General features: G+C 43.8%; 14 protein-coding genes. 7 read left to right on the top strand and 7 right to left on the bottom strand.

All coding sequences use genetic code 11. The features are described 5' to 3' along the window. Nucleotides 1-247: 247 nt before the first annotated feature. The 3 genes from aspA to K0O23_RS19810 all read right to left on the bottom strand — a co-directional run bounded on the left by aspA (nt 248) and on the right by K0O23_RS19810 (nt 3244). The gene (gene aspA / locus K0O23_RS19820) at nt 248-1657 is read right to left on the bottom strand and encodes an aspartate ammonia-lyase (RefSeq protein WP_219879201.1); all 1410 of its coding nucleotides are present in this window, start codon (nt 1655-1657) and stop codon (nt 248-250) included. A 43-nt stretch (nt 1658-1700) separates the two neighbouring features. Further along, the gene (locus tag K0O23_RS19815; RefSeq protein ID WP_219879200.1) at nt 1701-2882 is read right to left on the bottom strand and encodes a ribonuclease D; all 1182 of its coding nucleotides are present in this window, start codon (nt 2880-2882) and stop codon (nt 1701-1703) included. A gap of 134 nt (nt 2883-3016) precedes the next feature. Continuing rightward, a complete protein-coding gene (locus tag K0O23_RS19810) occupies nt 3017-3244 on the bottom strand; it encodes a hypothetical protein (protein WP_219879199.1) in 228 nt (75 codons plus the stop codon). Between the two features lie 310 nt (nt 3245-3554). Between K0O23_RS19810 and K0O23_RS19805 the strand changes: the two genes are divergently transcribed. Next, nucleotides 3555-4379: a DUF5602 domain-containing protein gene (locus K0O23_RS19805; protein WP_219879198.1), complete on the top strand. Its 825-nt coding sequence runs from the start codon at nt 3555-3557 to the stop codon at nt 4377-4379. A gap of 65 nt (nt 4380-4444) precedes the next feature. Here the strand turns inward: K0O23_RS19805 and K0O23_RS19800 are convergent, their stop codons facing one another. From K0O23_RS19800 to K0O23_RS19790, 3 genes are all read right to left on the bottom strand, one after another. Then, nucleotides 4445-6196, bottom strand: coding sequence for a M28 family metallopeptidase (locus K0O23_RS19800; protein ID WP_219879197.1), 1752 nt, complete (start codon nt 6194-6196; stop codon nt 4445-4447). A gap of 75 nt (nt 6197-6271) precedes the next feature. Beyond that, on the bottom strand, nt 6272-6751 hold the full coding sequence (locus tag K0O23_RS19795) for a very short patch repair endonuclease (RefSeq protein ID WP_219879196.1): 480 nt from the start codon (nt 6749-6751) through the stop codon (nt 6272-6274). Between the two features lie 66 nt (nt 6752-6817). Further along, nucleotides 6818-7066 (bottom strand): hypothetical protein, encoded by a 249-nt coding sequence (locus K0O23_RS19790; protein WP_219879195.1) that lies wholly within the window; start codon nt 7064-7066, stop codon nt 6818-6820. A gap of 622 nt (nt 7067-7688) precedes the next feature. On the opposite strand from K0O23_RS19790, the gene K0O23_RS19785 reads away from it, so the two are divergent. The 6 genes from K0O23_RS19785 (at nt 7689) to K0O23_RS19760 (ending at nt 15574) form a co-directional block, all read left to right on the top strand. Next, complete coding sequence (locus K0O23_RS19785; RefSeq protein ID WP_219879194.1) at nt 7689-10445, top strand: 2-oxoglutarate dehydrogenase E1 component; 2757 nt, start codon at nt 7689-7691, stop codon at nt 10443-10445. A 120-nt stretch (nt 10446-10565) separates the two neighbouring features. Beyond that, entirely contained in the window at nt 10566-12134 is a 1569-nt protein-coding gene (gene odhB / locus K0O23_RS19780; protein ID WP_219879193.1) for a 2-oxoglutarate dehydrogenase complex dihydrolipoyllysine-residue succinyltransferase, read from the top strand. A 189-nt stretch (nt 12135-12323) separates the two neighbouring features. After that, entirely contained in the window at nt 12324-13727 is a 1404-nt protein-coding gene (gene lpdA, locus K0O23_RS19775) for a dihydrolipoyl dehydrogenase (protein ID WP_219879192.1), read from the top strand. A gap of 288 nt (nt 13728-14015) precedes the next feature. Further along, nucleotides 14016-14306: a GntR family transcriptional regulator gene (locus K0O23_RS19770; RefSeq protein WP_246597237.1), complete on the top strand. Its 291-nt coding sequence runs from the start codon at nt 14016-14018 to the stop codon at nt 14304-14306. 107 nt (nt 14307-14413) lie between these two features. Then, the gene (locus K0O23_RS19765) at nt 14414-14581 is read left to right on the top strand and encodes a hypothetical protein (protein ID WP_219879191.1); all 168 of its coding nucleotides are present in this window, start codon (nt 14414-14416) and stop codon (nt 14579-14581) included. A gap of 195 nt (nt 14582-14776) precedes the next feature. After that, nucleotides 14777-15574 carry a pentapeptide repeat-containing protein gene (locus K0O23_RS19760; RefSeq protein WP_219879190.1) on the top strand — a complete coding sequence of 266 codons (798 nt, stop codon included), beginning with the start codon at nt 14777-14779 and terminating at the stop codon, nt 15572-15574. Between the two features lie 52 nt (nt 15575-15626). On the opposite strand, the gene K0O23_RS19755 is transcribed toward K0O23_RS19760, so the two are convergent. Next, nucleotides 15627-16196, bottom strand: coding sequence for a hypothetical protein (locus K0O23_RS19755; RefSeq protein WP_219879189.1), 570 nt, complete (start codon nt 16194-16196; stop codon nt 15627-15629). Between the last annotated feature and the right edge of the window lie 245 nt (nt 16197-16441).

Here is a 16441-nt window from a genome sequence, read left to right as displayed (position 1 = left end):
CCGCCAACCCCAACACCGGGGCAGCATCCCATAAGGACGCTGCCCCGGTTTTTTTTTGACCCGTAACAAAGAAGAAGTAGCCTTAAGCCAATACTAACTGCTGAAAAATGTTGTGTTCTTCGGATCCCTATAGGCTTTGCTGAATAACGGAATGGCCATAAAGATTCTTTGAGCTAAGGCAGACAAATAAAATCAATAAAAAAGCCTCTGATTGCAGAGGCTTTTTTATTGGTGATTACTGTTAACCTTAGGTATTGATGAACTTAGGATGTATTAAGTTTTCAATTGAAAAAATCTCTTCCCATTTATCCTGTGTGATTAGCTTTCTTTCTATTACAGTAATATCATGAATAGATTTTCCGGTAAGCAGCGCTTCCTTTGCTATTGAAGCAGAAACTTCGTAACCTATAATTGGGTTAAGAGAGGTAACTATACCTATACTATTCATTACCATATTCTTGCAAATCTCTTCGTTAGCTGTTATGCCGTTGATACACTTCTCTGTTAAAGTATAGCAGGCATTTTCAAGATAGGTGAGAGAGCTGAATAAACTAAAGGCAATAACCGGCTCCATAACATTTAACTGTAATTGGCCTGCTTCTGCAGCCATTGTTATAGTTACATCAGAACCTATTACATAATAAGCAGTTTGGTTTACTACTTCTGGTATAACAGGATTAACTTTACCTGGCATGATAGAAGAGCCAGGCTGCATACGTGGCAAGTTTATTTCATTTATACCGGCTCTTGGTCCAGAAGAAAGCAAGCGCAGATCATTACAGATTTTAGATACTTTGATAGCTGTACGTTTCAACACACCTGATATTTGCACATAGGCGCCAGTATCACAGGTAGCCTCAATTAGATCTTCTGCAAGCACTACGGGTATGCCTGTAATATCACGTAAATGATCTGTAACTATTTGCGGATAGCCGTGAGGTGCATTGATAGAAGTGCCAATAGCAGTTGCTCCCATGTTTATTTCACAGATAAGCATTTTAGCCTCGTTCAGGCGTTGGATGTCTTCTCTTATAGTAGTGGAAAAGCCATGGAACTCCGCCCCTAATGTCATTGGTACTGCATCTTGTAACTGTGTGCGACCCATTTTTAGAACATCCTTGAATTCTACGCCCTTTTGTGCGAAGGATTGCTGCAATGCTTCCAGGCTTGCTATAAAGCTGTCTATCTTACGATAAAGGGCAAGCCTAAAAGCCGTAGGGTAAGCATCATTTGTAGACTGTGAGAAGTTTACGTGGTCGTTAGGGCTTACATATTTGTATTCGCCTTTAGGATGTCCTAATATCTCCAGGGCAATGTTGGCAATAACCTCATTCACGTTCATGTTAACTGAAGTGCCGGCTCCACCTTGTATCATATCTGTTACAAACTGATCAAGGAACTCACCTGCAATCAGCCTGTCGCATGCTTTACAGATAGCCTCAGCTATTGCAGGAGAAATAACGCCACAGTCACGATTAGCCATGGCAGCAGCTTTTTTTACATAGCCAAATGCCTGAATAAAAAGTGGTTCTTTAGAAATAGGTATACCTGTAATGTTAAAGTTATCAAGTGCCCTTGAGGTTTGTATACCATAATATACCTCATTAGGAATTTCTTTCTCTCCAAGAAAATCGTGTTCCCGTCTAAATGCGCTCATTTAATTTAATTATAATTCTGAATTAGGGTCTTTAAGTTTGAATTTACCTGGCAGTATCTTTGAAAGAAGGCGAGGGCAGAGATACGCCTATTTCTGCAGCGGTTTCAAGTACTATTTCGGTGGCGTACCTTTTAAGGCAAATAAGCTTACCTGTTTGGCTGTACTCGTTTATCACACTTTGGGTAATTATTAATCTGGAGGCATACTCCCCATACTTAGCAATAATAGCCTTCTGTACTTTTGTTAGTTCTTCTTTCCGCATTTCTGTTTCTGGAGTGCGGGTAGGACGCAACCAACGGTTCTCAGGATAGTCGTGACTTATATGATTGGCTTCTGCATCTTTAATTGCTTGATTTAGTGCTTGCTTTAAAAGGTTTTCATGCTTAGGTTTTTTTAAAGCACCATGTACACCCTTAGTATGGTTAAGCCACTCATGCACATCTGTGTTGTAATTTTGTGCCAGATCTACCAGCGTTTCGTTACTGATTATGTAGGAAGCAGGTTTGTTGAAGTCCTTCGCCATTTGCTCTCTAAATGCAAAGAGGCCTTTTAATACAAATTGCTGGAAGTAATTTAGCCGGAAAGCGTTACGTAACTTAAGGTGTGGGTTTTCAGGCTCTGAATAAGTTAGTGATTCCAGAAGTCGGTTTTCCTCCTCAAGCCAATGGTATCGCCCTTGTTTTTTTACTTCATCTATCAGCTTATCTTTGATTTTGTGCAAGTAAATTACATCAATAGCAGCATACTTAAGTTGTGCCTCAGTTAAAGGCCTGTTATTCCAGTTGCTGGACTGCTGTGACTTATCTATCTCTTTGTTAAACTCCTCTCTCAGCACAGTAGCCAAAGAAGACCGCTCATAATTAAGCACCTTAGCAGCTACATCAGTATCCAGTACAGAACGGATATTACATCCTAGCTTATCTAATAAAAGGATATCGTTGTTGGCGTGATGTATGATCTTGGTTATATGTTCATTTTCAAAAAGATCATATAGCGGTTGCGAGTCTTTTAGAGGAAACGGATCAATAATATAGCAGATGCCATTGCCACTTGTTAACTGAATAAGGCACAAGTTAAAGCCATAAGTATAACGGTGCTGGTCAAATTCAAGATCTAGTGCAAGCTCTGTGCTTAGATTTAAGTCTGTAAGGGCCTGCTCCAATAGCTCATCTGAGTCTATCAGTTTAATGGTAATGCCATCGTGAATAAGTGATGAATTTTGCATTCCTAAAGTTAAAAAGGTTTACAGCATATCCATATACCATCTATTTTATTCTTTATCTCATTTAAAGTATTTAGGCACAAAAAAAGTCCCTGCTTTAATTGCAGGGACTTTTTCTTTTTAATTTTTAGTTATAACTACTGTACAGGAGGTTGCTCTTCCAGTATATCATCGGCCACTCCGTCATCAACTGTTCTGTCCTCTAGTACTACTGTGTCCTCATCCATATCGGTCTCAAGGTCAGTTTCCAGTTCATCAGTGGTTTCAATGTTTTCTGTTTCAGTTGTTGTATCGTTTTCGCTGTTACAAGCTGTAAATGCTACTAAAGCAAAAGCTGCAAATGCTAATTTCCAAGTCTTTTTCATAATAATGATAAATTTTGGTTTTGTACTTATTTATACGAATTACCGGAAAATGTAACCTGTGTGGCGGTATGGAATTGACTATTTTAAAGGCAACAGCACAAAATCAAAGGTAAATGGGTTATTTTAAGGGATAGGTGGAGATTTAATTGTGAAAGAATATTAGCTGAAGGTAAACAATATTATTTTTATAGTTAATAATTATATTAGAATAATGACATGATATACCTTTGTATTAACAGTTTTGACTCTAAACTTAAAGCAAAAGAGTTGTCTGTGCAATGCGTGCCAATTCATTTAAATCTTTTATACTATGAAAAAGAATAACTTTAGCGGCTTCTATAAGGTGCTGGCTTTTTTAGCATTTACTTCAGTAATAAGTTTAACTAGTTGTGAAAGGCACGATGATGCAACTCCGAATGTAATGGGTGCAAGCACAGCTACAGAGCTACGCACTTCTACAACGCATACCCAGTTTGGGCCTGCTATACCTTTTGGACGGGGGGTTGCCAGAAGCTGGATACAAACTACAAAATCTGGTGAGCCTTTAGCAATAGGTATCAATATATCAGCTAAAGCTACAGCCAGCCTGCCAGATGAAATGATGGTGTATACGCTGGCACTTCCTAAAAACTCAGCTTTTGATCCATTTAAGTCTGTAATGCTAGACTGGAATCCGGAAGGTCATGCACCAGATGGAGTTTATACATTGCCACACTTCGATATGCACTTTTATTTGATCGCAGAAGAGGAAAGAATGATGATCGCACCAGGGCCTCAGACAGTTTTTCCGGAGAGCCAATACCTGCCTCAGAATTTCGTTACAGATGGCTTTGCTGTTCCTATGATGGGAGCTCACTGGATTAACCTGCTTGCGCCGGAATGGAACGGGCAAAAATTTACCCACACCTTTATTTATGGTAGCTATCTGGAGGATGTGATATTTTATGAGCCTATGATAACGTTAGAGTTCTTGCAGGGACTTGCACCAGGACAAACGGTAACTGCACAGATTCCACAGCCAAGCCAAGTGCAGAAGTCCGGATATTATCCAACACATTATACTATTACCTATGATCCTACACCTAGAGAATATATTATTGCATTAACTGGATTACGTTTCAGGCAGGCGCAGTAGGTATAAGCCAAAAAGAGAAGGCCCCAATACTAAAGTTTTAGGGGCCTTCTCTTTTTGGCTTATACCTACTGATACTTTGCTTTTACACTATCAGCTGGTTCACGTAGCATTGCTTCGCGCCTTGCTTTAAACTCTGTACCAGGTTTCCATTCCGGAATCTTCTCAGTATTGGCAACTTTAGTTCCGACTCGTAGGAATAGCCGCAGGTCTTCTACAGCGCCCTCCAGGTTCCAGTCATCTTTTACCTCATCACTAAGCTTATGGTAATCATTAGCAGTATACTTGTCCTGCCACTTCTGAACATAATCTGCAGGCTGGTTGCGGGCTACTACTCCTGATTTAGAGTATAAAGCCGGAACACCCTGCTTGGCAAACTCGAAATGATCAGAGCGATAGAAAGAGCCTTTCTCTGGCGATGCTTCCGGTACAATACGGCGGTTTTGAACAGCTGCGGCATCTGCTAAAACATCTTCCAGGGTAGAACTGCCATAACCGATAACCACTACATCTTCAGTGGGGCCATAGGCATTCAGAACATCCATATTAATGTTGGCCACCGTTTTCTGCAGCGGGTAAAGCGGGTTCGTTGCGTAATATTTTGAGCCCAGTAAGCCTTTTTCTTCAGCAGTTACAGCCAGAAACAGGATAGAGCGTTTAGGCTTGGTTTCCATTTTAGTAAATGCCTCTGCTATTTCTAACAAACCTGCTGTACCACTTGCATTGTCAAGGGCACCATTATATATCTGGTCTCCCTGTAGGCTTGGGTCTTTGCCCAAGTGGTCCCAGTGAGCGGTATATACAACATATTCATTCTTAAGCTTAGAGTCTGACCCTTCCAGTTTGGCTATCACGTTTCTGGACTTTACTTCCCGCAGTTTATTTTTGATATTAAAGGAAGCGGTGGCATTGAGAGGTACAGGCTTAAAATCTTTTTTTATAGCAGCTTGTTTCATCTGCTCAAAACTCCGTCCAGTGGCTGAGAAGAGTTCTCTTGCTTTTTCTTCGGTAATCCATGCCTCTACTTTAGCGCGGTCCATGTTTTTGTTTGGGGCAATGATCTCAAATCCTTCCCGGCTGTGGCTTCCGGATATTACTTCATAGGGGTAACCCGCAGGCCCGGTTTCATGGATAATAATAGCAGCGGCTGCACCTTTTTCAGCAGCAATCTCATATTTGTAAGTCCAACGGCCATAGTATGTCATGGCTTTGCCGCCGAACATAGTGCTATCCAACTGATCAGGATTGGCAGGGCTAGGTATAGGCGGGTCGCTTACAAGCATCACGATAGTTTTGCCTTTTACATCTACCTCTTTATAATCATCCCAACCGTACTCGGGTGCTACAATGCCATATCCAACAAAAACGAGCTCGGAGTTAGCAACATTAACACTGGGTACATATTGCCGCGTTACCGCTACGTAATCAGTTGGGAAGTTCAGGTTTATACTTTTGCCTCCTGACTTTATAGTGGCTGTTGGCTGAGGAGTATACCCAAACATAGGAACTTCCTGCACATAAGTGCCATCCGGGTTGCCTGGCTGCAGTCCCATTTGTCTGAACTGGCGCGTCAAGTAATTTACAGTGGAGTCTTCTCCAGGAGTGGCAGGGCTTCTGCCTTCGAATGCGTCTGATGCAAGTACAGTAGTATGCCTTAGTATATCGGCTGCCGTTATACTTTGGAGCGCCGGCCGCAAGTTAGCAGTATCGGTAGCAAGGGCTTCTGTTTCGGTATCAGTCTCGCCTACCTGGCGGGCGCTTTCGCTGCAACTTATTGCCATCAAGCCCAACAAGGCCAGTAAAGGAACATGTTTTATCATAGTATAGCTTTAGGTTTACATGAAGATAAGCATTTTATACTTTATAGCCGCTTGGCAACTTATACTTTAGAATGGCTAAGCAGCTATTTCCCAGACAGCTGGTACACCGCGGTGCAACTCTCTGATAAGAGTAATGCAACCCGCCATACTTTGGCGAAGCTGGCATTCCCATATTACAATACGATGCCAGCCTGCTTCCCGGTACAGCTGTTTATACTTTGCGTCTCGCAGAATGTTATTAGAAAATTTTGCTTGCCAGAAATGGGTGTTGGTTTTGGGTAACACAGGTTTGCAGGAAGGGCATTGATGCCAGAAACAGCCATGAATAAAAATAGCCAGCTTGCGCGATGGATAACAAATATCCGGCTTACCTGGAGCTTTAGGCCAGTGAACTCTATAGCCGCGCAGGCCTTCCTGCCAAAGTGCCTTTCGCAAGGTAAGTTCAGGTTTTGTGTTTTTGGATTTATTCCCCCGCATGTAATGGCTGACTTTCTCTTGTGCAGTCAGTGGAGCTTTAGCGGTAACAGGTTTATACTTTCTTTTTTTCAGGGCCAAGATATTTTACTTTGCTGTAGCGAAAGAATAACATCTTAAAGCTGGTGAAGGTGCCCGGGATATGGTCTAAATGCGGTAGTAAATACGGCTCATGGAGCTTTCGTAAGGGTCGTAACCGGGACGCTGTTTTGTAAAGCGCTGCTCCATTATTTTCAGCCTGGAGATATCAGTTAGCAGAAAAGTATGCCAGGTGTCTTGTGTGTCTTTCCCTGTAACAACCCAGGCAAGTAGGCAGTCCTGTTTTTCATGGCTGCGGCCAAGCAAGTGGGGCTCTACCATATACATGCTACCCTTATACTCGAACTTGATTAACATTCGAGCGCCAATAGTCTTTGATAACTCTTCCAACAGATAGCTATACATTCCTAATTATATTTTTAGTCTACCATAGTATCTGACAACTACCTTTGTCTCACACCCTTTGCAGGAAACATAGTTTGCCTACATATTCTTTTCTAAAATTAAATAATACAATAAGTTATTAACAGGAATTAATTATGCTTAAAGTAACATGTTGTCTGCATTTAGTTTTTACCTTTTAAATCTGCACTAATGCTGTTTAAGTAAACTAAAATTGATTTTTATAATCTCTAAAACATCAAAAGGTAACATGATATTTCTTGATATATAATTTAAGGTACAAACTGAAGTGTATTGATTTTAAACTGATGCCATAAAGTATGAGATTACTTAGTGCGTACTTAAAAGCATTAAATCCAAGGCTATTATCATATTTAGATAAGTTGTTCAATCATTTAAACTGTGTACATCAAGTGATTTGGCATATTGTTAAGTAATTGTAACCGAATAAGTATATAGATAGTATGGGTAGTAATGCTTGTGTTTGATAATGAGTTATATTTGCTAATGCGAATACATGTAATTTGATTTGTAAATAATACTTATAACTTTGCCTTTATACAAAGCAGTATTTCCTATGGATAAATATACTTACATCGCCAATGCGCACGGCGATTACATCGATGAGCTGTACAAGGCTTATCAGCAAGATTCGGAGTCTGTAGACGCTGGATGGCGCAAATTTTTTGAGGGGTTTGAGTTTGCAACTGCTTACGGCGAAAATGGCCACGAAGCGGAAGCAGGCATTGCAGCAGCACCTGCCAAAGGCGCAGTTGCTGCAGGCGAATCAGAGAAAGAGGTTGCTGTTCGTAACCTTATACACGCTTACCGCACACGCGGCCACCTGCGTTCTAAGACTAACCCGGTGCGTGCCCGCAAAGACCGCAGAGCAAGGCTGGATCTGGCTGATTTCGGTTTGTCAGAAGCTGATCTGGACACGGTTTTCCAGGTAGGCGAGATAATCGGCATTGGTGCTGCAACGCTGCGCGATATCGAAGCTGCCCTGAAGAAAATTTATGAAGGCTCCATCGGTTTTGAGTACATGTACATTCGCGACCCGGAAGTATTGGAGTGGTTCAAGCAGAAAGTAGAAAAAGACTCACTGAATTTTAACCCGGGTATAGAGTATAAAAAACGCATCCTGTCTAAATTAAACGAGGCGGTTGTGTTTGAGAACTTCCTGCACACGAAGTTCTTAGGCCAGAAGCGCTTTTCTCTGGAAGGTGGCGAAACAACCATCCCGGCCCTGGATGCTATCATAGATAAAGGCTCTGAATTGGGTGTTGAGGAAGTGGTGATAGGCATGGCGCACCGTGGCCGTCTGAACGTACTTGCCAACATAATGGGCAAAACCTATGAGCAGATTTTCTCTGAGTTTGAAGGCACTGCCGTTCCGGACCTGACCATGGGTGACGGTGACGTGAAATACCACATGGGATACTCTTCTGAAGTGGTAACACCATCAGGCAAAAAAGTAAACCTGAAGCTTGCTCCGAACCCATCACACTTAGAGGCGGTTAACCCGGTGGTAGAAGGTTTCGTGCGTGCTAAAATTGACTGCATGTATGGTAAGGATGCCGACAAGGTGTTGCCTATACTTATACATGGTGATGCAGCAATCGCCGGCCAGGGTATAGTATACGAAGTGACACAAATGGCTAACCTGGATGGTTACAACACCGGTGGTACCATCCACTTTGTTATCAACAACCAGGTTGGTTTTACTACTGATTTTGAAGATGCACGTTCATCTATCTACTGTACTGATGTTGCCAAGGTAATTGATGCGCCGGTGCTGCACGTTAATGGTGATGATCCGGAGGCTGTGGTATTTGCCATGCGCTTTGCCATGGAGTATCGCCAGAAGGTGAACAACGATATCTTTATTGATATGGTATGCTACCGTCGTCATGGCCATAACGAGTCAGACGAGCCTAAATTTACCCAGCCGCAGCTATACAACCTGATCTCGAAGCACGCTAACCCACGCGAAGTATACAACAAGCAGTTAATATCCCGTGGCGAGGTAGACGCAGAACTGGCCAAGAACATGGACAAGGAGTTCCGTAGCCTACTGCAGGATCGTCTGGACATGGTAAAGCAGAAGCCGTTGCCATACAACTATCAGCAGATGGAGAAAGAGTGGCAATCGTTGCGCCGCTCTAAGCCAGAAGATTTTAACCAGTCGCCGGAAACAGGCATAACCCCAGAAGCAATCGAAGCTGTTGGAAAGGCCTTAACTACTTTGCCGCAAGGCTTTAAGCCACTGAAGCAAATCGAGAAGCTGATAAAAGAGCGTAAAGAAATGTTCTTTGAAACCAAGCAACTTAACTGGGCAGCCGGTGAGTTGCTGGCTTACGGTTCTGTATTGCTTGATGGCAAAGTAGTGCGCTTCTCTGGCCAGGATGTGCAGCGCGGCACGTTCTCGCACCGCCACGCCGTATTGCACGATGCCGTTACAAGTGCAGCCTATAACAACCTGAACTACATAACAGAAGAGCAGGGCTCTTTCGAGATCTATAACTCCCTACTGTCTGAGTATGGCGTGTTAGGTTTTGAGTTTGGTTATGCCATGGCTAACCCAAATGCGCTGGTAATCTGGGAAGCCCAGTTCGGTGACTTTGCCAACGGTGCGCAGGTAATGATCGACCAGTTCATCTCTTCCACAGAGTCTAAGTGGCAGCGTATGAACGGTTTGGTAATGTTATTACCGCACGGCTACGAAGGCCAGGGTCCTGAGCACTCCAATGCACGTCCTGAGCGCTTCCTGCAGTTGGCAGCCGAAAATAACATGTTTGTTACCTATATTACTACACCAGCCAACCTTTTCCACTTTATGCGTCGTCAGTTGGCATTGCCGTTCCGTAAGCCTGCTGTAAATATGTCGCCTAAATCGTTGCTGCGCCACCCGGCTGTAGTTTCTCCGGTAGAGGATTTTACAAGCGGTAGCTTTAAAGAAGTTATTGGTGATACCTATGCATCTGCCAAGTCAGTTAAAAAAGTACTGCTTTGCTCTGGCAAAGTATACTTCGACCTATTGGATGAGCAGCAGAAGAACAAGCGTAAGGATGTGGCCATTATACGCATGGAGCAGCTTGCGCCGTTCCCGAAAGTGCAGTTGGAAGCAGAGCTTAAGAAGTATAAGAACGCCAAAGTATACTGGGTACAGGAAGAGCCTGAGAACATGGGAGCCTGGACCTACATACTTCGCATCATGCGCAATGGTATAGAAGATGTGGTGGCACGTAAACCAAGTGCATCGCCTGCAACAGGATATAACAAGATACACGCTAAAGAGCAGCAGGAGCTTATTGATAGAGCATTTGCTATATAATGATTAATTAATAATGAGTAGTGATCAATTGACTGGATGCAAGTGACGAATAATTACTCATTCGACATCAATCATTACTAACTCGTAATTCATAATTTGTAATTCATAATTGATAAAAATATGAGCTTAGAAGTTAAAGTGCCTGCCGTAGGTGAGTCGATCACTGAGGTGACTATAGCCCAATGGCTGAAAAAAGACGGTGACCGAGTGGAGATGGATGAGGTGATTGCGGAACTGGAATCTGACAAGGCCACATTCGAACTGCCAGCCGAAGCCGCAGGCATTTTACGCATTGTAGCACAGGAGGGCGACACCGTTGATGTGGGTGCCATTATCTGCAAAATAGATCAGGATGGTGCTGCGTCTGCCACTTCGGCTCCGGCCGCAGAGCAAGCTGCCGCCCCAATTGCACAGGAATCTGCTCCAGCGACAGCAGCTGGTGCTGGTGAAGCAGTAGAAATGAAAGTGCCTACTGTAGGTGAGTCTATCTCAGAAGTAACAATTGCCAGCTGGCTTAAAAACGACGGCGACCATGTAGAAATGGATGAAGTTATTGCTGAGTTGGAATCAGATAAAGCAACATTTGAACTGCCGGCTGAGGCTGCAGGAACCTTACAGATCGTAGCGCAGGAAGGCGACACCGTAGAAATTGGTGGTCTGCTTTGCAAGATAGTGCCGGGTGCTGGCCACGTAAAGGCAAATGCCCAGGCTGCTGCCAAGCAGGAAGCTGCAAACCAAGCTGTCGCTTCGCAGCCAGCTGCAGCGCCATCTGGTGCACAAACTTATGCTTCGGGTACGCCATCTCCGGCTGCAGGAAAAATATTAGCAGAGAAAGGTATAAATGCTGCCGATGTGCAGGGCTCAGGTCGTGATGGCCGCATCACGAAAGAAGATGCGCAGAATGCACAGGCAAGACCTGCCGCGCAGCCTGCCGCTGCTCCAAAACAAGAAACTGCTGCATCTGCTGAGGCACCGGCTGCCACCGGCGATCGCAACCAGCGCCGTGAGAAAATGAGCTCACTTCGCAGAACTGTTGCCCGCCGCCTGGTGCAGGTGAAAAACGAAACGGCCATGCTCACTACCTTTAACGAGGTGGATATGAAGCCGATCATGGACATCCGTGCGAAGTATAAAGACAAGTTTAAAGAAGTGCACGAAGTAGGTTTAGGCTTTATGTCGTTCTTTACCAAAGCTTGTACCGTTGCCCTGAAAGAGTGGCCTGCAGTAAACGCTCAGATCGATGGCAATGACATGATCTTTAGTGATTTCGTGGATGTTTCTATTGCTGTCTCTTCTCCTAAAGGCCTGGTAGTTCCGGTTATCCGCAACGCAGAGCAACTAACGCTGGATGGTATCGAGAAAGAAGTTATCCGCCTAGCTAAGAAGGCTCGTGACGGTAAACTTTCTATCGAAGAAATGACTGGTGGTACCTTCACCATCACCAATGGTGGTGTGTTCGGTTCTATGATGTCTACACCGATCATCAACGCGCCGCAGTCGGCTATACTTGGTATGCACAATATCGTGCAGCGCCCTGTAGCCATTAACGGGCAAGTAGAGATCCGCCCAATGATGTATCTGGCGCTTTCTTATGACCACAGAATTATTGATGGCCGTGAGTCGGTTAGCTTCCTGGTACGTGTGAAGGAGTTGCTTGAAGATCCGATGAGACTGCTTTTAGGCGTTTAAATTATTGAGATAAGGAAGGAGGGGTAAGCGAAGAAGTTTGCTCCTCCTTTTTTTGATTGTACCTTGAGGGGACCACAGGGGTGTTTGCTCATCAAACGTAAATCATCCCCCTACCCCCTTCAAAGGGCGACTTTTCCAGATAAATCAAATACAATAACGAGAGTATAGCTCTCCATAAAGTATAGAAAAATGAAATACGATGTTACTGTAATCGGTTCTGGACCTGGAGGCTACGTAGCAGCTATCCGTTGCGCACAGCTTGGCCTGAAAACCGCTATCATAGAAAAGTATAGTGTGCTGGGCGGTACGTGCCTTAACGTAGGCTGTATCCCTTCCAAAGCACTGCTCGATTCATCAGAGCACTACCACAATGCAGCGCATGCTTTTGCAGACCATGGCATTGAACTGGTTAACCTGAAGGTTAACCTGCAGCAGATGATCAAGCGCAAAGGAGAGGTGGTTAAGTCTAATAACGACGGCATTACCTACCTGATGAAAAAGAACAAGATCGACACATATTATGGCTTGGGCTCTTTCGTAAACAAAAACACGATCAAGATAACAGATGCCGAGGGAAAAGAGCAGCAGATCGAAACAGATAAGACCATTATCGCGACTGGTTCCAAGCCTACATCACTACCTTTTCTGCCAGTAGATAAGAAGCGCATCATCACCTCTACAGAAGCATTAACCTTAACAGAGGTTCCTAAGAACATGATCATCATCGGTGGTGGTGTAATTGGTCTGGAGCTTGGCTCTGTTTATGCGCGCCTGGGTGCTAAAGTGCAGGTAGTGGAGTACATGGATTCTATTATCCCTACCATGGACCGTGCATTGGGTAAAGAGCTGCAGCGTGTGCTGAAGAAAACGCTTGGCTTTGAGTTCTTCTTCAACCACAAAGTAACCGGTGCTACCACAAAAGGTAAAACTGTTAAAGTAACTGCCGAGAACCCGAAAGGCGAAACTGTTACGTTTGACGGTGATTATGTGCTGGTATCTGTAGGCCGTAAGCCATACACAGAAGGTTTAGGTTTAGAGAACGCAGGTGTGCAGATGGGCGAGCGTGGTATGATTGCCGTGAACGACCACCTGGAGACAAACGTGCCGGGTATCTATGCCATCGGAGATGTAGTGCGTGGCGCGATGCTGGCTCACAAAGCCGAAGAAGAAGGCGTGCTGGTTGCAGAGCAGATCGTAGGTCAGAAACCGCACATCAACTACAACCTGATACCAGGTGTGGTTTATACCTGGCCGGAAGTGGCAGGTGTAGGCCTTACAGAAGAGCAACTGAAAGAGCAGGGCCGTGCTTACAAGTCGGGTTCATTCCCATTCAAGGCGTCTGGCCGTGCAAAGGCATCCGGCGATACAGATGGCTTCGTGAAAGTGCTGGCTGACAAGGAAACTGACGAGATTCTGGGCGTACACATGATCGGCCCACGTATCGCTGACCTTATTGCCGAAGCTGTAGTGGCAATGGAGTTCCGCGCTTCTGCTGAGGATGTGGCCCGTATGAGCCATGCGCACCCAACGTATGCAGAGGCTATGAAAGAGGCATGCCTGGCAGCTACAGAAAACCGTGCGTTGCACATCTAGCAAAGTATAAAAGTATAAATTATAAAAGGCGCCGCTCTGCAAAGGGTGGCGCTTTTTGTTTGATACTTACCTGATTATTAGCGACAAAAAATATTATTCTGAAGGTAGCATTGGGTATTTGCTCTTCGGCAACAAAATGAACGTTGGGCCTCATAGTTTTTCAGCAGAATTTAAGGATTTAATGAAGTTCTTCACAAATCAAGTGGCACCATTCCTGTTCTGGTTTGCTCTCCCTGTTTTTTTGCTGATAGTATCATTTTTCAAATTAAAAGAAAGGCAGGTGTAGGTATGGAGTTTAAAGGAAATCAGGCAATTTATTTGCAGATCGCAAACCACTTTTTTGAGAACATCTTCCGCAAAGAGTGGGCCGCAGGAGATAAGATACCTTCTATCAGAGATACGGCAGTAGAGTTTGAAGTAAATCCAAACACAACTATGAGAACATTTATTTACCTGCAGGACAAAGACGTAATCTTCAATAAAAGAGGCGTAGGTATTTCCTGGCTGATGATGGGTTTGAGAGTACCATTGCCCTTAAAAAGGAGCAGTTTCTGGAAGAGGAGCTTCCTATGTTCCTGAAGACGATGAAGCTGTTGGGGCTATCGCTGGATGATTTGAAAACCTATGCCGGCAAGTATAACGGCGCCAGTGTTAATTAATAATATTACCATTTTAAAGGCATGTATATGAAAACTAGTAATAAATTACTGCTGGGCTTGCTGATTGTAGTACTGCTTGGTATCACAGCGACACTTGGTACTGTTAGGTTTTATGCAGTGGATAAGTCGGCAAAGTTAACTCCTGTAGAAGAGGCACCTGCTCCGCCAGCTGCACCAGAGGCATCAGGTAACTAAAAAACGTTTAAGTTTAGTTTATATTAAAAGTGAGGGTTGTTTCTGCAGCTCTCACTTTTAATTTTTAACTGTTGGCAGGCAAAAATATTGACCTGTGCTAAAAATATTCTGCATCCAGAAGCAACCTTCACAATAAAGCATGCATCCTTTATACAGAATCTAAAACAACAAACAATAAAACTAATAAGGAGAGTTATGATGAGAAATTTACACATCCTGCTGGTGTTGCTGCTGTTACCGCTGGCAACCTTGGCGCAGTCGAAGGTAAACGCTTCTGAGATTATCGCTAAAATAAACCGTGGTGAGGCTGTGTCTTACAAAAACGCTGAAATTGTTGGCGACCTAGATATGACCAAGCTGAAAAACATGAAGCTGAAAGACCAGAAAGGTGACAGCAAGTATAGCACAAAAGAGCACATCAGTACGGTAACATCGCCGCTAACATTTATAAACTGCACGTTTAAAGGCGATGTGCTGGCTTATTTTAACCCGGATAATGGTGTAAACATGGTAAACTCCCGCAACGAAGTATACAATACTAACTTTGAGCAGGAAGTGCGTTTTGATGGATGTGTTTTTGAAAAGGCAAGCGCGTTTAAATACTCTGAGTTTGATGGCGGCGCCTCTTTTATAGGCACACGCTTTAGCGAAGAAGCACTTTTTAAGTATAGCAAATTCAGAAAGATGGTTAACTTCAGTAGCGCCACTTTCCGTGATGATGCTAATTTTAAGTATGTTACTTTCCCGGTAAAGGTGAGCTTTACAGGTGCAACGTTCGGAAGCGAAGCTAATTTTAAATATACAAAGTTTGAGGAGGGCGTAAATTTCCAGAAGGCCACTTTCAACGGCACAGCTAATTTTAAGTATGCCAAAATAGCGGATAGCTTCAATATCAAAGGTGCAAACTTCAGAGGAGGCGACGACTTTAAGTATACAAAATTAAACAACAGACAAGTGTCTCTTACCACATTATTGGATATGAATCGCCAGTAACATCACTTTCATAGCTTAAAATGCGCTGCTCTGTAAAAAGGGTGGCGCTTTTTTATAGTTGATCCTGAAGCAATTTTAAGAATTTACCTATGCCTTCGGGCTTATTTACCCATTTTACCGGCGATAATCCCAGCCACTCTGTTCTCACTTTATTGATGGTTGAAATCTCAGAAGCAGGCAAACCAAGCTGAGCAGAGGCAATAACAGTGGCAATGGCTGTTTTTAAAGCTGCTGCTTTTACGCGGGTAGTATGGCTGGCATAGCGGGCCGGGTGCAGGTGCACATACCTATCGTTTACAGTGCCCCAGCGCAGCACCCAGTCTGTTGTATCCGATAAGGTAATGCAGCGATAGTCTTGGCCGCCGGATCCCAGGTAGTGCCGGAAAGCTGCTGGCGTTAGCAAATCATGTTGTTGTAAGTATAAAACCGTTTCGTCTGCAATTTGCACAGCATCCAATGGACCAAAGTATAGATCAAGCTGTGAGGTGCCCAGCGTTAACAGATCTGCGCGGAACTGTATAAGATCTATGCTTTGGTTAGCTTTGATATAGGCAAGTATAAAGCCCAGGTGGTGCTTAAACGGATGAAAAAGTATAGGCGCTGGCAAGTCCGGTGAAAACATACTCAGGCATACGCAACTACCTGTAAAGTATTAACATGAGCCGGTATACTTTAGCCTTAAATAAATTAACCTGCAGGCAACTAGTTGCCTGGGCCACGCATCTATACTGTAAACAGTCTTTATAATTAACTCAAGTTGCGTGATAGTACACGCGGTTTAACACAAAAAATCTGTTCTGCCAGCGGCTGTTGTACGTTTTAAAGTTTGCAGACTTAATTCGTAACAGCCATGACAGAACAGACCAT

It is taken from the genome of Pontibacter aydingkolensis, assembly GCF_019443125.1.
In the GTDB taxonomy this organism is placed as follows: Bacteria; Bacteroidota; Bacteroidia; order Cytophagales; family Hymenobacteraceae; genus Pontibacter; species Pontibacter aydingkolensis.
Note: the sequence above shows the minus strand (reverse complement) of the source record. Positions and strands in the feature narration are given on the sequence as shown.

Excerpts from the sequence above, each read along its gene's own strand:
- K0O23_RS19810 (WP_219879199.1), bottom strand. The coding sequence starts at position 3,244 with ATGAAAAAGACTTGGAAATTAGCATTTGCAGCTTTTGCTTTAGTAGCA.
- aspA (WP_219879201.1), bottom strand. The coding sequence starts at position 1,657 with ATGAGCGCATTTAGACGGGAACACGATTTTCTTGGAGAGAAAGAAATT.
- K0O23_RS19765 (WP_219879191.1), top strand. The coding sequence starts at position 14,414 with ATGAAAACTAGTAATAAATTACTGCTGGGCTTGCTGATTGTAGTACTG.
- K0O23_RS19760 (WP_219879190.1), top strand. The coding sequence starts at position 14,777 with ATGATGAGAAATTTACACATCCTGCTGGTGTTGCTGCTGTTACCGCTG.
- K0O23_RS19815 (WP_219879200.1), bottom strand. The coding sequence starts at position 2,882 with ATGCAAAATTCATCACTTATTCACGATGGCATTACCATTAAACTGATA.
- K0O23_RS19790 (WP_219879195.1), bottom strand. The coding sequence starts at position 7,066 with ATGTTAATCAAGTTCGAGTATAAGGGTAGCATGTATATGGTAGAGCCC.
- K0O23_RS19770 (WP_246597237.1), top strand. The coding sequence starts at position 14,016 with ATGGAGTTTAAAGGAAATCAGGCAATTTATTTGCAGATCGCAAACCAC.
- K0O23_RS19785 (WP_219879194.1), top strand. The coding sequence starts at position 7,689 with ATGGATAAATATACTTACATCGCCAATGCGCACGGCGATTACATCGAT.
- K0O23_RS19800 (WP_219879197.1), bottom strand. The coding sequence starts at position 6,196 with ATGATAAAACATGTTCCTTTACTGGCCTTGTTGGGCTTGATGGCAATA.
- lpdA (WP_219879192.1), top strand. The coding sequence starts at position 12,324 with ATGAAATACGATGTTACTGTAATCGGTTCTGGACCTGGAGGCTACGTA.
- K0O23_RS19755 (WP_219879189.1), bottom strand. The coding sequence starts at position 16,196 with ATGTTTTCACCGGACTTGCCAGCGCCTATACTTTTTCATCCGTTTAAG.
- odhB (WP_219879193.1), top strand. The coding sequence starts at position 10,566 with ATGAGCTTAGAAGTTAAAGTGCCTGCCGTAGGTGAGTCGATCACTGAG.
- K0O23_RS19805 (WP_219879198.1), top strand. The coding sequence starts at position 3,555 with ATGAAAAAGAATAACTTTAGCGGCTTCTATAAGGTGCTGGCTTTTTTA.